Here is a 17,529-nt window from a genome sequence, read left to right as displayed (position 1 = left end):
CGCGAGGGCGGTCTGACCAACATCGACAACGCCGTCCTCCTCTGCAACGCCGCCCACAGCAGCATCGACACCTCCGGCTGGGACATCGACATGCGAGACGGCCGCCCCTGGATCCGCGGCCCGCTCCACTTCGACCCCACCCAAACCTGGCGCCCCGCCGGCCAAAACCGCGCCGCCACCCCCACCGAAAAACCCCCCTGGAACAAGTGACGCACCGTTGGGACCATGCGCGAGTGCCCGTCCAATCGCGCAGGCTGGGTAGGCTGGCAAAATGGCTACCCGCATCAGTCCCAGCATTCTCGCCGCCGATTTCGCCAACCTCGAGCGGGAGCTGGGTCGCATCCGATCGGCCGACCTCGTGCACGTCGACATCATGGACAACCATTTCGTGCCGAACCTCACGTTCGGGCTCGGCATGGTCGAACGCCTGCAGCAGGTGTCGCCGCTGCCGCTCGACGTACATTTGATGATCGACGACCCGGAACGGTGGGCCCCCGGCTATGCCGAGGTCGGGGCGTATTCGGTCACCTTCCACGCCGAGGCCACGGCGGAACCGGTCGCGCTGGCTCGCAGGCTGCGGCAGATCGGTGCCCGCGCCGGCATCGCGCTGAAACCAGGCACCGACGTCGCGCCGTATCTCGACCTGCTGGGCGAATTCGACCAGGTGCTCGTCATGACCGTCGAGCCCGGGTTCGGTGGCCAAAGCTTCATAGAGTCGACCATGCCCAAGCTGGCGCAGCTTCGCACGGCCGTGCAGCAGAGCGGCCTCGACGTCTGGTTGCAAGTCGACGGCGGTGTCACCGCGCAGACCATCGAGATCGCGGCGGCGGCGGGCGCTGACACGTTCGTGGCCGGTTCCAGCGTGTTCGGAGCCGAGAATCCGGCCGCCCAGATCAGCCTGCTGCGACAGCGCGCGGCCAGCCACCGTCACGGGGCGGGTAACCTAGAGTCGTGAAAACATTCGATGACCTTTTCGTAGAACTGAGCGACAAGGCTCGCACTCGCCCCGACGGATCCGGAACGGTACGTGAACTCGACGCCGGCATCCACGCTATTGGCAAGAAAATTGTCGAGGAAGCCGCCGAAGTCTGGATGGCCGCCGAGTTTCAGAGCGACGACGAGACCTCCGGTGAAATCTCCCAGCTGCTGTACCACCTGCAGGTGATGATGATCGCCAAAGGGCTCTCTCCGGCCGATATCTACCGACATTTGTGACCCGCGCCAGAGCGTGACGCTGGCTCGTGATCAATGAATAGTCGTGAGAACCAAAACCAAGAGAGTACCTCCATGCTGAGAATTGCCGTGCCCAACAAGGGCTCGTTGTCTGAAACCGCCGCGCAGATGCTCGCCGAGGCCGGCTACACCGGTCGCCGCGACCCGCGTGACCTCGTCACCGCCGACCCCCGCAACGGGGTTGAATTCTTTTACCTGCGCCCCCGCGACATCGCTACCTACGTCGGATCGGGCGCGCTCGATGTCGGCATCACCGGACGAGACCTGCTGCTGGACTCGCACTCCCAGGCCGTGGAAATCGCCAGCCTCGACTTCGGCGACTCCACTTTTCGCTTCGCCGGACCGGCCGGTCGCTTCACCGAGCTGAAAGACCTCGACGGCTTGCGCGTTGCCACGAGCTACCCCGGGCTGGTCGAACGCTTTCTCGCCACGCACTCGGTGACCGTCGACCTCGTCGAGCTCGATGGTGCGGTCGAATCCGCCGTGCAGCTCGGCGTAGCGGATGCCGTCGCCGACGTCGTTTCGACCGGCACGACTCTGCGCAAGGCCGGCCTCGAAATCTTCGGCCCGGTCATTCTTGAATCCACCGCCGTGCTGATCAGTTCCACCAACGACAAGGCCGGGATCGACACCCTGTTGCGCCGCCTGCAGGGCGTGCTCGTCGCCCGTCAATACGTGCTGCTCGACTACGACATTCCGGTTGCATTATTGGACAAAGCAACGGCACTCGCTTCCGGCATTGAGTCACCGACGGTGTCGTCACTGCACGACCCGGAGTGGGCGGCCGTGCGCGTCATGATCGCCCGACTCGACATGAACAACGTGATGGACGCGCTCTACGCCATTGGCGCTCGAGCCATTCTCGTCACCACCATCCACAACGCCCGACTCTGAGCCGGGGGGAGGAGAACCAGCGATGAGCTTGAGTGTGCGCGTCATTCCCTGCCTCGACGTGGCCAACGGTCGCGTCGTGAAAGGCGTCAATTTTCAGAACCTGCGCGACGCCGGTGACCCGGTCGAACTCGCGCGGCGTTACTACGAGCAGGGCGCTGACGAGCTGTGTTTTCTCGACGTCACGGCCACCGTCGATAACCGTTCGACCACCTACGACGTGGTTCGCGCCACTGCTGAACAGGTCTTCATCCCGCTCACCGTCGGCGGGGGCATTCGCAGCGTCGAAGACGTGTCCCGGTTGCAAGCGAGCGGAGCCGACAAGGTCGGCGTCAACAGCGCGGCAATCGCCCGGCCGGCTCTAATCGCCGAAATCGCCGACCGGTTCGGTTCCCAGGTGCTCGTGCTGAGCCTCGATGTGAAGCGATCCGAACGCACCGAGAGCGGTTTCGTCGTGACCACGCACGGCGGTCGCACCGAGACCGATCTGGATGCCGTGGCGTGGGCCCGGCAGGCGATCGAGCTCGGCGTCGGGGAACTTCTCGTCAACTCCATCGACGCCGACGGCACCAAGGCCGGCTTTGATACCGAGCTGATCACGCTCATGCGGGCCAACAGTCGGGTACCGGTGATCGCGTCCGGCGGCGCGGGGCAGGTGTCGGATTTCCCTCCGGCCATCCGCGCCGGCGCCGACGCCGTACTGGCAGCATCCGTTTTTCACAACGCGCAATTAACCATCGGCGACGTGAAGCGTGAGCTGACCGAGGCCGGAATGCTGGTGCGCGCATGAGCACCGACCGCACCGAACAGATTGACGCCGCCGTTTTCAACGACGCCGGACTGCTGCCCGCCGTCATTCAGCAGTGGGACACCCACGAGGTGCTCATGCTCGGCTGGATGAACCGGGAGGCGCTCCGCCGCACTCTCACGGAGGGCCGCGTCACCTTCTGGTCGCGCAGCCGGCAGGAATACTGGCGCAAGGGCGACACTTCTGGCCACGCGCAGTACGTGCACTCCGCCGCGTTCGACTGCGACGACGACACCCTGCTTGTGCAGGTCGACCAGGTCGGAGCGGCGTGCCACACCGGCACGCGCACCTGCTTCGACGGGCGCGACCTCGGCGCGATCACCATGGAAAGGCCTACGGAATGACCGAACGCACCCCGGCTGCCACGGGCTCCCGCACCGCCGGTTCCACCACCCGCGACCAGTTTGACGCTCTCATTGAAGCGCACCGGGTCATCCCAGTCATTCGTGAGCTCTTCGCCGACGGGGAAACCCCGGTCGGCATCTACCGCAAACTCGCCAACGGCGCTCCCGGCAGCTTTCTGCTGGAGTCCGCCGAGCAGGGCGGCATCTGGTCGCGCTTCTCCTTCGTCGGCGTGTCATCGTTCGGCGTGCTCACTCAGGAGGGTGACGACACCCGCTGGATCGACTACGGCCTGTCCGCCGATCGCGCGCTCGGATCCGCGGCCACCCTGGGGCCGCTCGCGGCGCTGGCCTATCTGTTCGACCGCTGGCAGACGCCGCGGCTACCGGAACACCCACCCCTGACCGGTGGCCTGGTCGGTTTCATCGGCTGGGAGGCGATTCGCCAGATTGAACGTTTGCCGCACCAGCCGCCAGCCGATTACGACGTGCCGGGTCAGTCGTTCAGCTTTGTGGCCGACCTTGTGGTGCTAGACCACAAATACGGCACGGTGCAACTGATCGCCAACGTGCTGGGCGACGGTACGGACACGCCTGACGAGCTCTGGGCAGATGCGAAAGCGCGCCTGGACTCCCTGCAAACCCGTCTCGCCGCACCCGGCGAGGCGTGGCTGGCCGAGGTTGACTTGGAAGCCCCGAGCGCGCCGAGCAACCGCACCACCCGCGACGACTTTCTCGCCGCCGTCAATATCGGCAAGGAACACATTGTCGAGGGGGATGTGTTTCAGGTCGTCATTTCGCAGCGCTTCGACCAGGTCTGCACGGCGAATCCGATCGACGTCTACCGCGTCTTACGCAGTCTCAACCCGAGCCCGTACATGTACCTGCTCAGTCTCGAGACTCCCGGTGGTGACCCGTATTGGATTGTCGGCTCCTCTCCCGAAGCCCTCGTCAAGGTGCAAGATCAGCGGGTCTTCACCCACCCGATCGCGGGCTCCAAACCCCGAGGCACCACGCCGGACACCGACGCGGACTACGCGATCGAGCTCGCCGAAGATCCCAAAGAACGCGCCGAGCACCTCATGCTCGTGGACCTCGCCCGCAATGACCTGCTCAAGGTCTGCACGCCCGGATCGGTCGAAGTGACCGAATTCATGCGCATCGAACGATTCAGCCACATCATGCATTTGGTTTCATCGGTCGAAGGCAACCTGATCGCCGGCAAAACCGCCATTGACGTGTTTCGTGCCACCTTCCCGGCCGGAACGTTGTCGGGTGCGCCGAAACCGCGTGCACTGGCGATCATCGACGAGCTCGAGCCGGCCCAGCGCGGCGTGTACGGGGGAGTGGTCGGCTACTTCGGCTTTGCCGGCGACGCCGACCTCGCCATCGCCATCCGCACCGCCACGATCAAGGACGGCATCGCGCGGGTTCAGGCCGGCGGCGGCGTCGTGACCGATTCCGACCCGGCGTCCGAATATCAAGAGTCGCAGAACAAGGCGGCGGCACCCTTACGTGCGGTAGCCGTGGCCAACGCAATGCGGCGGGTTTTCTAGTGGCCGCGGACTCACCAAAGCGGATGTCCCCACGCCGCCTCAAACTCGCGCTCATCCTCACGATTCTGGCTGCGAGTGGCCTGGCATTGCTGGCGTGGACCCAGGTCTGGGTCCACGCTGAAGTGGGACTGCCCGATGCCGGTACCCAGGTGTTGCAGATCGACGGGGCCATTGCGGCGCCCGCGCTGACGGCGCTGGCCCTGTCCGGTTTTGCTCTGGCCGGTGCGCTCACCATCGCCGGTCGTCTTATTCGGATCGTGCTGGGGGCGCTCGAGGTACTCCTCGGGTTCTCGGTTTTTCTCGCCGCTTTCCTCGCGGTCGACGATCCGTCTCAGGCCAGTGCCGCTGCGGTTACCGCAGCTACGGGGATCGCCGGGCATGAATCCATTCAGCTGAGCGTGCTCGGGACGATCGTCACGCCGTGGCCGTTCGTCGCGATGGCTGCGGCCATCGCCATGGCCGCCGTCGGTGTCGCCGTCATCCTGACGAGCGCCCGCTGGCCCGGCCCGACCCGCAAATATCAGGCTGTGCGCTTTGAACCGGTGGCCGCGTCGAATGGTTCTGTGCCCGCGTCCCTCCCGGCCGATGCTGCACCAGCCGGGCCGACTGCGCCCGCACCGAACGACTCCGTCGGCGACTGGGACGACCTCAGCCGGGGCGAAGACCCGACCGCTCGCTGAATGGCGGGCTGTCGCTCCGCTAGACTTAACCCGCTAATCAACGTACGTCTTTAGAGGAGAACCATGAGCATCGATCCGTCAGATCCCGGACACGGCCACTCCCCGGCGGCCTGGACAGCTGTCATCATCATGCTGGCAGCCTTCACCATCGGTACCACGGCTTTCTTCTTTGAGCTGGTCTGGCTGGTCTGGGCATCCTTTGGGCTGCTCATCGTCGGGGTCATTGTGGGCTACGTGCTGAGCAAGGTCGGCTACGGCGTCAGCGCCACGACCGCCACCTCGCACGGCCACTAACCGGCTGCGCTGAGACCTGGTGCTCCAAGAACTTCTCGCTGGCGCGGTATCCGACGCCGAAGAACGACTCCTTACTCGCCCCTTGTCGAGTGTGGAGGCTGCGGCGCGCGCCAAAGCGCCCGCACTCGATGCGTTGGCGGCTCTGGCCCCGGCCGATCACGTTAAGATACTCGCGGAAATCAAGCGGGCCAGCCCGAGCCGCGGCGCTCTGGCGGCCATCACCGACCCGGCAGCCCTGGCAGTCTCCTACGAGAGCGGCGGAGCGAGCGCCATCAGTGTGCTCACCGAGGGTCGGCGTTTTCACGGCTCGCTGACCGACCTGGAACAGGTTCGGGCCGCGGTGAGCATTCCGCTGCTGCGCAAAGACTTCATCGGCACGCCATACCAAGTCTTCGAGGCCCGCGCCGCCGGCGCCGACCTGGTGCTGCTCATCGTCGCCGCCCTGGATCAGGCGACTTTGGCCTCTCTGCATGACCTCATCCGTGAGTTAGGCATGACTGCGCTCGTCGAGACGCACAGCGGCGACGAGGTCAGCCGCGCACTCGATATCGGGGCAACCCTCGTCGGCGTCAACGCGCGCAACCTGTCGACCTTCGAACTCGATCAGAACCTCTTCGGCACTCTCGCCGACAAAATTCCGTCCGGCGTCATTCGCGTCGCCGAATCCGCCGTCAAGACGGCCGCCGACGTGGCGCACTACCGTGCCGCCGGCGCCGACGTCGTCCTGGTCGGCGAAGCGCTCGTCACGAGCGATCCCATCCGAACCCTCTCCGAGTTTTTGGCGGTTTAAAATGTCTTTGCGAAAAGAATCCTTACGAGCGCAGTCCGGCCCGTATTTCGGCGACTTCGGCGGCAGGTTCGTGCCCGAGTCTCTCGTGGCGGCGCTCGATGAACTCACGGCGGAATACGAACTCGCCAAGAACGACCCGGCTTTCGCCGCGGCGCTGATGGAACTGCACCTCACGTACACCGGTCGGCCCTCGATCATCACCGAGGTGCCGCGATTCGCCGAGTATGCCGGCGGTGCCCGCATCATTCTCAAGCGTGAAGACCTTAATCACACCGGTTCGCACAAGATTAATAACGCGCTCGGTCAGGCTCTGCTTACCAAGCGCATCGGCAAGACCCGGGTGATTGCTGAAACCGGTGCGGGCCAGCACGGCGTGGCCACCGCCACCGTCGCCGCCCTGTTCGGGCTCGAGTGCGTCGTCTACATGGGCGAAGTCGACACCGAACGCCAAGCGCTGAACGTGGCTCGGATGCGTCTGCTCGGCGCCGAGGTCGTTCCGGTCAAGACCGGCTCACGCACCCTGAAGGACGCCATCAACGACGCCATGCGCGACTGGGTCACCAACGTTGAGACCACCAACTACATTTTCGGAACCGTGGCCGGGCCGCATCCGTTCCCTGCGATGGTGCGTGACTTTCAGAAGATCATTGGCGAGGAAGCACGCCAGCAGGTTCTCGACTTGACCGGTAGCCTGCCCGACGCCGTCACCGCGTGTGTCGGCGGCGGCTCGAACGCCATGGGCATCTTTCATGCTTTCCTCGACGACCCGGATGTTGCCCTGTTCGGGTACGAGGCGGCCGGAGACGGTGTCGAAACCCTGCGGCACGCGGCCACCATCACCAAGGGGCGCCCGGGAGTGCTGCACGGCGCCCGCAGCATGCTGCTGCAGGACGAAGACGGCCAGACCATCGAATCGCACTCCATTTCGGCCGGCCTCGACTACCCCGGTGTGGGGCCAGAGCACGCGTGGCTCGCCAGCATCGGCCGGGCGACGTACCTGCCGATCAGTGATGATGAGGCGATGAGCGCTCTCCGGCTGCTGAGCCGCACGGAAGGCATCATTCCCGCTATCGAGTCGTCTCACGCGCTGGCCGGTACTCTCGAACTGGGCCGCGCGCTCGGACCGGAGGCGACCATCCTGGTCAACCTCAGCGGTCGCGGCGACAAAGACATGGAAACAGCCGGCCGGTATTTCGACCTGCTCGACGAAGGCGCGGAACAGTCATGACGACCATTACGAGCACCGTCGAACAGACCATTGCCCGCAGACGTTCCGAGGGCGGGGGGGCCCTTATCGGTTACCTGCCGGTGGGCTTTCCCACGCTGACTGAGAGCATCGACGCCGCCGTGGCTCTCGTGGCGAACGGCGTTGACATCATCGAACTCGGACTGCCCTACTCCGATCCCGTCATGGATGGCCCCGTCATTCAGGCGGCCACCCAGCAGGCACTCGCCAACGGCTTCAAATTGCGTCACGGATTTGAAGCGGTCAAGGCCATCACCGCCCAGGTCGATGCCCCCGTTTTGGTCATGACCTACTGGAACCCGGTTGTGCAATACGGTGTCGAACGCTTCGCCGACGACCTGCGTGCCGCTAGTGGTGCCGGGCTGATCACTCCCGACCTGATTCCCGATGAGGCCGCCGACTGGATGGCTGCCAGCGAACGAACCGGCCTGGACCGGGTTTTTCTGGCTGCACCCTCCTCCTCGGACGCCCGCCTGGTGCAGGCAATCGAAGCGAGTCGCGGCTTCGTGTACACGGTCTCGACGATGGGCACCACCGGCGCTCGCGCCGGTGTCGATGCGGCCGCTCGAATTCTGGTGGAACGCTTGCGTGCCGTCGGCTGCACGAGCGCGTGTGTCGGCCTGGGCATCTCCACCCCCGAGCAAGTGCGCGAAATTCTGGGCTACGCCGACGGCGCCATCGTGGGTTCCGCGCTCGTGAAAGCGCTCACCGAGGGGGGAGTGACCGCCGTCGCTCGTCTCGCTCTCGAACTCGCCGCTGGCGCGAACAACATTCGCCCTGCCTCCTAAGCGCGTTTTTACACTAAATTGTTTGAGGCGATCGATTGAGTCGTCCTAAGTGACGTCAGTCACGATGAAAGGTAGTACCTAGGTGTCTTTGCCTCTGAGCTTATTGAACACGAGCATATTGAACTCGAGCATTCTGAGCAGCAGCATCCCGAGCCCGGCGTGGAGTTTTTTCGACCTCGGCCCGTTCCGTATTCACGCCTACGCGCTGTGCATCCTCGCCGGGATTATTCTTGCCACGATCATCACATCCCGCCGCCTCACCAAGCGCGGCGCTGAACCGGGAGTCGTGCTCGATATCATCCTCTGGGCGGTGCCGCTCGGCATTGTCGGTGCGCGTATTTACCACGTGCTCACCCACCCGGGCGACTACTTCTACGATGGAGCCGACTTGCTCCGCACCCTGTATATCTGGGAGGGCGGCAACGCCATTTTCGGTTCCTTGATCGGAGGTGCCGCCGGTGCCTATATCGGTTGCCGTCTGGCGGGCATCCGGTTCTGGACCTTCGCCGACGCGGTCGCCCCGGCCCTACTCGTGGCGCAGGCCACGGGCCGGCTGGGTAACTGGTTCAACCACGAACTGTTCGGGCTGCCGACGACTCTGCCCTGGGGTCTCGAAATTGAACCGAGCAATCTGGCCTTCCCGGTCGGTTTGCCGGCCGACACGCTGTTCCACCCGACTTTTCTCTACGAAATCATTTGGAACATGCTCGGCGTCGCCGTCATCCTCTACCTAGAGCGCAAATTCCGTCTGCGCTTCGGCCAGACGCTGGGGGCTTACCTCATCTGGTATGGACTGGGTCGCAGCTTTTTTGAGTCGATTCGCATCGATCCGAGCGAGATTTACTTCGGAATCCGCACAAATGTGTGGGCTGCCCTCGCGGCCATTGCCGTTGGTCTCATCATCATTCTGGTGCAGCGTCAGCGCCACCCGGGCGTGGAGCCGAGCCCGTATCTGCCCGGTCGGGAGTGGATTGCTCCAGACGCTGGGGTAGAATTCGATGACAGCGATTCGGAATCTGACGACGACAACACCGCAAATCAGAGCGATGACGCCGAAGTTCATCCTGAATCACCCGAGGCCGCAGCCACAAGCACGAGCGCTTCGCGTCTGTAGAATCACGTTCGCTAAAAGCCAGCTGACACGCTAAATCCCAGCTGACACACTCGTAGCGTCGCCCGGTTGTGGGCTTGACCCGGACCGGGCGTTCGTTACGGTTTTCCTGCACATCTCCTTCGGGCCAGCGTCGTCCCTTACTGCCAGTCATTTCGTGAGGACGGTCTCAATGACGCAGAACCCTCTGTACTCCCGCTTTAGCAGCATGCCCGAAGCATCCGGGCTGTACGACCCGGCGGCCGAACGCGACGCGTGCGGCCTGGCCATGGTTGCGACCCTGCGTGGAACCGCCGGTCACGACATCATCACCCAAGCACTGGATGCACTGCGCAACCTGGAACACCGCGGTGCGGTCGGCTCCGATGCCGGGACCGGTGACGGCGCCGGTATCATCACCCAGATACCCGACGCGTTCCTGCGCGCCGTGACGGATTTCGCTCTGCCCCCGGTCGGTCAGTACGCCGTCGGTAACGTGTTTCTGCCGACCGACCCGACGGCCCGCACGGGCATCAAACGAGCCATCAGCCGCATCGCGGACGAGGAAAGTCTCACGATTCTCGGTTGGCGGGAAGTTCCGGTACACCCAGAGGATCTCGGCAGTCAGGCGCGCTCGAATATGCCCGCCATCCAGCAGCTGTTCGTGCAGAGCACTCGCACCACCGAGGCCGGCGAGCACCTCTCGGACATCGCGCTCGATCGGCAGACCTTTCGCCTGCGCAAGCGGGCCGAACGCGAGCTCGAGATCTACTTCGTCTCGCTGTCCTGTCGCACGCTGGTGTACAAGGGCATGGTCACAACCCTGCAGCTCGAACCGTTCTACCCCGACCTGTCGGACGAACGCTTCGTGTCGACGCTGGCCCTCGTGCACTCCCGCTATTCCACCAACACCTTCCCGTCCTGGCCGCTGGCTCAGCCGTTCCGCATGATCGCCCACAATGGCGAGATCAACACGGTGCAGGGCAACCGCAACTGGATGCGTGCACGCCAGTCCCAGCTCGAATCGGAGCTGCTGGGCGACATTGAGCCGCTGCTGCCGATCGTCACCCCCGGAGCGAGCGACTCGGCGTCATTCGATGAGGTCGTCGAACTGCTCAGCCTGTCCGGACGGTCGCTGCCGCACGCCATCATGATGATGGTTCCGGAAGCCTGGGAAAACCAGACCGACCTCGACGATGAACGTCGCGATTTCTACGAATACCACTCCATGCTCATGGAACCGTGGGACGGACCTGCCGCGATCGTGTTCACCGACGGTTCGCTCGTCGGGGCGACGCTGGACCGTAACGGTCTGCGCCCCGGCCGCTACCTCATCACCGATGAGGGCCTCGTCGTGCTCGCGAGCGAGATCGGGGTGCTGGGCATCGACCCGGCCCGCGTCGTGCGCAAGGGCCGCCTGCGTCCCGGCCAGATGTTTCTGGTCGACACCAAGGCCGGCCGCATCATCGACGACAGCGAAATCAAGGCGGAACTGTCGGGTAGCGAACCGTGGGGCGACTGGCTCCAGAAGGGGCGAATCAACCTCAAGGACCTGCCGGAGCGGGAGCACATTGTGCACCCGCCGGCATCCGTTGTACGTCGGCAGCGCACCTTCGGCTACACCGAGGAAGAGGTGCGCATTCTGCTCACCCCGATGGCCCGCACCGGTGCTGAACCGCTCGGCGCCATGGGCAGCGACACCCCCATCGCTGTGCTCAGTGATCGCCCGCGGCTCATGTTCGACTACTTCACCCAGCAGTTCGCGCAGGTTACCAATCCGCCGCTCGACTCTATTCGCGAAGAGGTCGTTACCAGCCTCAAGCTCGGTCTTGGCCCGGAGCGCAACCTGCTCACCGCCGGACCGGAGCACGCCCGTCAGGTCATTTTGGACTTTCCGGTCATTGACAACGACGAACTGGCCAAGATCCAGCACATCGATCCCATCGTCGGCAGCCGCACGACCACGACTATTCGTGGCCTGTACCGCTTCGACGAGGGACCCGACGCGCTGGCGAAGCGGCTCGCCGCTATCTGCGTCGAGGTCGACGAGGCCATTGAATCCGGCGCCCTGTTCATCGTGCTCAGCGACCGCGACTCCACCAAAGATCTCGCACCGATTCCGTCGCTGCTCATGATCGCGGCGGTCCACCACCACCTGATTCGCACCGAAAACCGCATGAAGGTGGGCATCGTCGTCGAAGCCGGCGACGTGCGCGAAGTGCACCACGTGGCCTTGCTCATGGGCTATGGCGCCTCCGCCGTCAACCCGTACCTCGCCATGGAAACCTGCGAAGACCTCGTTCGCAGCGGCATCATCACCAACGTCACGCCCGAAAAGGCGGTGCGCAACGTGATCAAGGCCCTCGGTAAGGGGGTGCTGAAAATCATGTCCAAGATGGGCATTTCCACCGTGTCGTCCTACGCCGGCGCGCAAACCTTCGAAGCGGTCGGACTGGCCCAGTCGTTCGTCGACCAGTACTTCACCGGTACGACGAGCAAGCTCGGCGGTGTTGGCATCGACGTGATCGGTGTCGAAAACCTGTCGCGGCACGCATCCGCATATCCCATGGATGCCGCCGTCACCGCCCACGAGCGCCTCGCGACCGGCGGCGAGTACCAGTGGCGCCGCGATGGTGCTCCGCACCTGTTCAACCCGGAGACCATCTTCCGGTTGCAGCACGCGACCCGCACCCGGCGATACGATATCTTCCGCGAGTACACGAAACTCGTTGACGATCAGGCCGAATCGCTCATGACGTTGCGCGGTATGTTCACGCTCAGCCCCGGCCAGCGCACCCCGGTGCCGCTCGATGAGGTCGAATCGGTTGCACAGATCGTGAAACGATTCTCCACCGGCGCGATGAGCTACGGCTCCATTTCGCAGGAGGCGCATGAAACCCTCGCGATCGCGATGAACCGCCTCGGCGGCAAGTCCAACACGGGTGAGGGCGGCGAAGACCTCGATCGTCTACTCGACCCGACCAGACGCAGTGCCGTCAAACAGGTCGCCTCCGGGCGTTTCGGTGTGACCAGCATGTACCTGACCCACGCCGACGACATCCAGATCAAACTCGCCCAGGGCGCCAAGCCCGGCGAGGGCGGTCAGCTGCCGCCGACCAAGGTGTATCCGTGGATCGCCCGCACGCGGCACGCCACGGCGGGCGTCGGTCTGATTTCGCCGCCGCCGCACCACGATATCTATTCGATCGAAGACCTCAAGCAGCTCATCTTCGACCTGAAGCGGGCCAACCCGAAGGCGCGCATCCACACCAAACTGGTCAGCCAGTCCGGTATCGGTGCCGTCGCTGCGGGTGTGGCCAAGGCGCTCTCCGATGTAATCCTGATCAGTGGCCACGACGGCGGAACGGGCGCCAGTCCGGTCAACTCGCTCAAGCATGCCGGCACCCCGTGGGAACTCGGCCTCGCCGAAACCCAGCAGACGCTCATGCTCAACGGCATGCGCGACCGCGTGGTCGTGCAGGTCGACGGCCAGCTCAAGACCGGGCGAGATGTGCTCATCGGTGCCCTGCTCGGTGCCGAAGAGTTCGGCTTCGCCTCCGCGCCGCTCGTCGTCTCCGGGTGCATCATGATGCGGGTCTGCCACCTCGACACCTGCCCGGTGGGCGTCGCCACCCAGAACCCGGAGCTGCGCAAGCGCTACGCCGGCCAGGCCGACCACGTGGTGAACTTCTTCGAGTTCATTGCCCAGGAAGTGCGGGAATACCTGGCCGAGCTCGGATTCCGCAGCCTCGACGAGGCCATCGGCCACCGCGAGGTTCTCAACGTGAACCGGGCTCTCACCCACTGGAAGGCGCAGGGGCTTGACCTCTCACCCATTCTCAGCGGCCCGGACTTCTCCGAGTCCGAACCGCGCAAGTGGGCACGCCACCAGGAACACGAACTCGAAAAGCACTTCGACAACGAACTGATTCGGCGCAGCCAGAGTGTCCTCGAACACGGTGGAACGGTCAGAATCGACCTGCCGATCCGCAACACCGAACGAGCTGTCGGCACCATGCTCGGCCACGAGGTCACCCTGCGACACGGCGAAAACGGACTGCCCGCTGGATCCATCGAGGTCACCCTCACCGGGTCGGCCGGGCAATCCTTCGGTGCGTTCCTGCCGAGCGGTATCACTTTGCGGCTCGAGGGCGAATCGAACGACTACGTCGGCAAGGGACTGTCAGGCGGGCAGATTATCGTGCGCCCCGACCGTGCCAGCCAATTCCCGGCCGAGGACAACGTCATCGCCGGAAACGTCATCGGTTACGGCGCCACCCAAGGCAATATGTTCATTCGCGGCATCGTGGGTGAACGATTCCTGGTGCGCAACTCCGGTGCCATCGCCGTGGTCGAGGGTGTGGGTGACCACGCGCTGGAATACATGACGGGCGGACTCGCCGTGATTCTCGGTGAGACCGGACGTAACCTCGGCGCCGGCATGAGCGGCGGCACGGCCTATGTCTACGGACTGACCGCCGAACGGGTCAATCGCGACGCGTTGACCTCGGGGGAGCTGCGTCTGCTTGCCCTGGACCGCGCCGACCGCGAGATCGTGCGTGATCTGCTCGAACAGCACCGGGACCAGACCGATTCGGCACTCGCCGAGCGGATGCTGGACAACCTGGACGAAACCATGAACGCATTTGTCAAGGTACTGCCGCGCGACTACGCGGCCGTACTGGAAACCAGGCAGACGGCCGTCGATGAGGGACTCGATCCTGACGGTCTCGTTGTCTGGAATCGAATTCTGGAGGTAACCAATGGCTGATCCGAAGGGATTCCTGAAAACTACGGAACGCGAGCTTCCCGCTCGTCGCCCGGTGTCCATCCGCTTGATGGACTGGAAAGAGGTTTACGAGCAGGGTGACGCTGCCGTGCTCAAACGGCAGGCCGGTCGCTGCATGGACTGCGGAGTGCCGTTCTGTCACCAGGGTTGCCCACTCGGCAACCTCATTCCCGAGTGGAACGATCTGGTCTGGCGCGACGAGGGGCGAGCGGCTATTGAACGCCTGCACGCCACGAACAACTTTCCCGAGTTCACCGGTCGACTCTGCCCGGCCCCGTGTGAGTCGTCGTGTGTGCTCGGTATCAACCAGCCCGCCGTCACGATCAAACAGGTCGAGGTCTCGATCATTGATCAGGCGTTCGCCAAGGGTTGGGTGCAGCCGCATCCACCCGGCCGGCTCACCGGCAAGACCGTTGCGGTCGTCGGTTCCGGCCCCGCCGGACTCGCTGCCGCACAGCAACTGACCCGTGCCGGTCACACCGTCGCCGTCTTCGAACGCGATGACCGGATCGGTGGGCTGCTGCGCTACGGCATACCCGACTTCAAAATGGAGAAGAAGCACCTCGAGCTTCGGCTGGCGCAGATGACGGCCGAGGGAACTCGGTTCCGCGCCAACGTGAACATCGGTGTGGACATCACCTGGGACGACCTGCGGGCGCGTTACGACGCCGTCGTGGTGGCGACCGGCGCCATGGTGCCGCGTGACCTGCCGATTCCGGGGCGTGACCTGCCCGGCGTGCACTTCGCCATGGAATACCTGGTGCAGCAGAACAAAATCGGTGCCGGCGGCAGCATCGAGGCGCAGATCACCGCAGAGGGCAAGCACGTCGTGGTACTCGGCGGTGGCGACACCGGAGCCGACTGCATTGGTACCGCGCACCGCCAGCTGGCAGCATCCGTCACCAACCTGGCCATCGGCAAGCAGCCGGGTACGACCCGTCCTGAGCACCAGCCGTGGCCGATGTCGCCGACCCTGTTCGAGGTCTCCAGCGCCCACGAAGAGGGCGGAACCCGTCAATACCTCGCCTCGACGGTCGAATTTCTGCCCAATGAATTCGGTGAGGTACGTGCCATTCGCATCGCCGAAACCGAGTACCTCGACGGACGACGCGTACCGAAGGTGGGCTCGGAACGGGAGATTCCGGCCGATCTCGTGCTGCTCGCCATGGGTTTCACCGGTCCGGAATCCGAGGACCTCAGCCACCAGCTGAAGCTTCCGTTCGATGAGCGTGGAAACGTGGAACGCGACAGCGACTATCAGACCAGCCACGAGGGTGTGTTCGTCGCCGGCGATGCCGGCCGTGGCCAGTCCTTGATCGTGTGGGCTATCGCCGAAGGCCGTGCCGCCGCAGCGTCTGTCGACCAGTTTTTGGAAGGTCAGACGCAGTTGCCGTCTCCTGTTAAGCCCACGGACCGTTCTTTCGCCCTGTAATCCATTAGTCTTCCTGCACCACGTCGTTATGCGCTCGAAAAGCGCGGAAAATGGAGATCCATCAGAATGAGACGCGCAAAAATCGTCGCAACCCTCGGGCCGGCAGCTGCCAGCTATGAGCAGATCAGGGCGCTCATCGACGCGGGCGTTGACGTCTGCCGGATGAACCTGAGTCATGGCAACTACCAGGTGCACGAGGGTGTCTACGCCAACGTGCGTAAGGCCGCGAACGACTCCGGACGTGCCATCGCCGTCATGGTGGACCTGCAGGGCCCCAAGATCCGCCTCGGCAAGTTCGAGGGTGGGCCGTACGACCTCGCCGTGGACGATATTTTCAAGATCACCACCGAAGACGTGCTGGGTACCAAAGAGCTCTCCGGCACCACATTCAAGGGCCTGCCGCACGACGTGCACCCGGGTGACTTCCTCCTCATTGACGACGGCAAGGTCAAGGTGCAGGTCGTCGAAACGGATGGCGTCGTCGTGACGACCAAGGTCATCGTCGCCGGCCCGGTCTCCAATAACAAGGGCATCAACCTGCCCGGCGTGGCCGTCAACGTGCCCGCCTTGTCGGAGAAGGACGAGGCCGATCTGCGCTGGGGCCTCCGTCTCGGAACCGACCTCATCGCGCTGTCCTTTGTGCGTAGTGCCGACGACATCACTCGCGTGCACGAAATCATGGCCGAGGAAGGCCGCCGCGTTCCGGTGATCGCGAAGATTGAAAAGCCGCAGGCTGTGGACAACCTCGAAGGGATCGTCGATGCCTTCGACGCGATCATGGTTGCCCGCGGGGACCTCGGCGTAGAGCTGCCGCTGGAAGCCGTGCCGATCGTGCAGAAGCAGGCCGTCGAGATCGCGCGCCGCATGGCCAAACCGGTCATTGTCGCCACGCAGATGCTCGAATCCATGATCCTGAGCCCGGTGCCGACCCGCGCCGAGACCAGCGACGTTGCCAACGCCGTGCTCGACGGCGCGGATGCCGTCATGCTCAGCGGAGAGACCAGCGTCGGAGAATATCCCGTCGTCACGGTGCAGACAATGGCCCGCATCATCGAATCCACTGAGGTGCACGGGCTCGAACGCATCGGCAAGCTCACCAACCGTCCGCGTACCCAGGGCGGTGCCATCACCCTCGCGGCCATCGAGGTCGCCGAGTTCGTCGATGCCAAGTTCCTCTGCATCTTTACCGAGTCGGGCGACTCGGCCCGACGGATGTCCCGTCTGCGCTCCAAAATTCCCATGCTGGCCTTCACGCCGGAACCGGGTATCCGTCGCCGTCTGGCCCTCACCTGGGGCGTGCAGACCTATCTGGTCGACCGGGTGACCCACACCGACTCCATGTTCGGTCAGGTCGATGACATCCTCATCGGCGAAGGCCTCGCTCAAATCGGGGACAAGGTCGTCGTGATCTCCGGATCCCCTCCCGGGATCGTCGGCTCGACGAACGACATTCGCGTGCACCGAGTGGGCGACGCTCACAATGAGGTTGCGCCGGCGTACGTCAAAAACTAGACGCCACCAGAAAAGCCCCGCCCGAGATTTTCGGGCGGGGCTTTTCTCTTGTTGTTTGGTGCGCGTGTTGGTATGCGTG

General features: G+C 64.2%; 15 protein-coding genes and 1 pseudogene. All 16 read left to right on the top strand.

The window, feature by feature from the left end; genetic code table 11:
• Positions 1-210: pseudogene (locus QMK22_RS16270) on the top strand (hypothetical protein); the annotation flags it as partial.
• A gap of 61 nt (positions 211-271) precedes the next feature.
• Positions 272-955 (top strand): ribulose-phosphate 3-epimerase, encoded by a 684-nt coding sequence (gene rpe / locus QMK22_RS16265; RefSeq protein ID WP_283498695.1) that lies wholly within the window; start codon positions 272-274, stop codon positions 953-955.
• Positions 952-1,215, top strand: a complete 264-nt coding sequence (locus QMK22_RS16260; RefSeq protein WP_283498694.1) for a phosphoribosyl-ATP diphosphatase — start codon at positions 952-954, stop codon at positions 1,213-1,215. Before rpe ends, QMK22_RS16260 begins: the two co-directional genes overlap by 4 nt.
• Positions 1,216-1,287: 72 nt before the next feature.
• Entirely contained in the window at positions 1,288-2,127 is an 840-nt protein-coding gene (hisG, locus tag QMK22_RS16255; protein WP_283498693.1) for an ATP phosphoribosyltransferase, read from the top strand.
• Positions 2,128-2,149: 22 nt separating this feature from the next.
• Positions 2,150-2,914, top strand: coding sequence for an imidazole glycerol phosphate synthase subunit HisF (hisF, locus tag QMK22_RS16250; protein ID WP_283498692.1), 765 nt, complete (start codon positions 2,150-2,152; stop codon positions 2,912-2,914).
• Complete coding sequence (gene hisI / locus QMK22_RS16245) at positions 2,911-3,276, top strand: phosphoribosyl-AMP cyclohydrolase (RefSeq protein WP_283498691.1); 366 nt, start codon at positions 2,911-2,913, stop codon at positions 3,274-3,276. The genes hisF and hisI overlap by 4 nt, the downstream gene beginning before the upstream one ends.
• On the top strand, positions 3,273-4,829 hold the full coding sequence (locus tag QMK22_RS16240; protein ID WP_283498690.1) for an anthranilate synthase component I: 1,557 nt from the start codon (positions 3,273-3,275) through the stop codon (positions 4,827-4,829). The genes hisI and QMK22_RS16240 overlap by 4 nt, the downstream gene beginning before the upstream one ends.
• 23 nt (positions 4,830-4,852) lie before the next feature.
• Positions 4,853-5,509 carry a Trp biosynthesis-associated membrane protein gene (locus QMK22_RS16235; RefSeq protein WP_283498689.1) on the top strand — a complete coding sequence of 219 codons (657 nt, stop codon included), beginning with the start codon at positions 4,853-4,855 and terminating at the stop codon, positions 5,507-5,509.
• Positions 5,510-5,572: 63 nt separating this feature from the next.
• On the top strand, positions 5,573-5,803 hold the full coding sequence (locus QMK22_RS16230; protein ID WP_283498688.1) for a DUF6704 family protein: 231 nt from the start codon (positions 5,573-5,575) through the stop codon (positions 5,801-5,803).
• A gap of 19 nt (positions 5,804-5,822) precedes the next feature.
• Positions 5,823-6,593, top strand: coding sequence for an indole-3-glycerol phosphate synthase TrpC (gene trpC / locus QMK22_RS16225; RefSeq protein WP_283498687.1), 771 nt, complete (start codon positions 5,823-5,825; stop codon positions 6,591-6,593).
• Between the two features lies 1 nt (position 6,594).
• Positions 6,595-7,821: a tryptophan synthase subunit beta gene (gene trpB, locus QMK22_RS16220; RefSeq protein ID WP_283498686.1), complete on the top strand. Its 1,227-nt coding sequence runs from the start codon at positions 6,595-6,597 to the stop codon at positions 7,819-7,821.
• On the top strand, positions 7,818-8,627 hold the full coding sequence (gene trpA, locus QMK22_RS16215; protein WP_283498685.1) for a tryptophan synthase subunit alpha: 810 nt from the start codon (positions 7,818-7,820) through the stop codon (positions 8,625-8,627). The genes trpB and trpA overlap by 4 nt, the downstream gene beginning before the upstream one ends.
• A gap of 118 nt (positions 8,628-8,745) precedes the next feature.
• Positions 8,746-9,741 (top strand): prolipoprotein diacylglyceryl transferase, encoded by a 996-nt coding sequence (gene lgt, locus QMK22_RS16210; RefSeq protein WP_502857896.1) that lies wholly within the window; start codon positions 8,746-8,748, stop codon positions 9,739-9,741.
• A 169-nt stretch (positions 9,742-9,910) separates the two neighbouring features.
• Positions 9,911-14,488 (top strand): glutamate synthase large subunit, encoded by a 4,578-nt coding sequence (gene gltB / locus QMK22_RS16205; protein WP_283498684.1) that lies wholly within the window; start codon positions 9,911-9,913, stop codon positions 14,486-14,488.
• Positions 14,481-15,938 (top strand): glutamate synthase subunit beta, encoded by a 1,458-nt coding sequence (locus tag QMK22_RS16200; protein ID WP_283498683.1) that lies wholly within the window; start codon positions 14,481-14,483, stop codon positions 15,936-15,938. Before gltB ends, QMK22_RS16200 begins: the two co-directional genes overlap by 8 nt.
• A gap of 66 nt (positions 15,939-16,004) precedes the next feature.
• Entirely contained in the window at positions 16,005-17,450 is a 1,446-nt protein-coding gene (pyk, locus tag QMK22_RS16195; RefSeq protein ID WP_283498682.1) for a pyruvate kinase, read from the top strand.
• The last annotated feature ends 79 nt before the right edge of the window (positions 17,451-17,529 follow it).

Origin of the sequence: Cryobacterium sp. PH29-G1, assembly GCF_030063365.1 — a bacterium.
Lineage (GTDB): Bacteria > Actinomycetota > Actinomycetes > Actinomycetales > Microbacteriaceae > Cryobacterium.
This window is presented reverse-complemented; position numbering and strand designations above follow the sequence as displayed.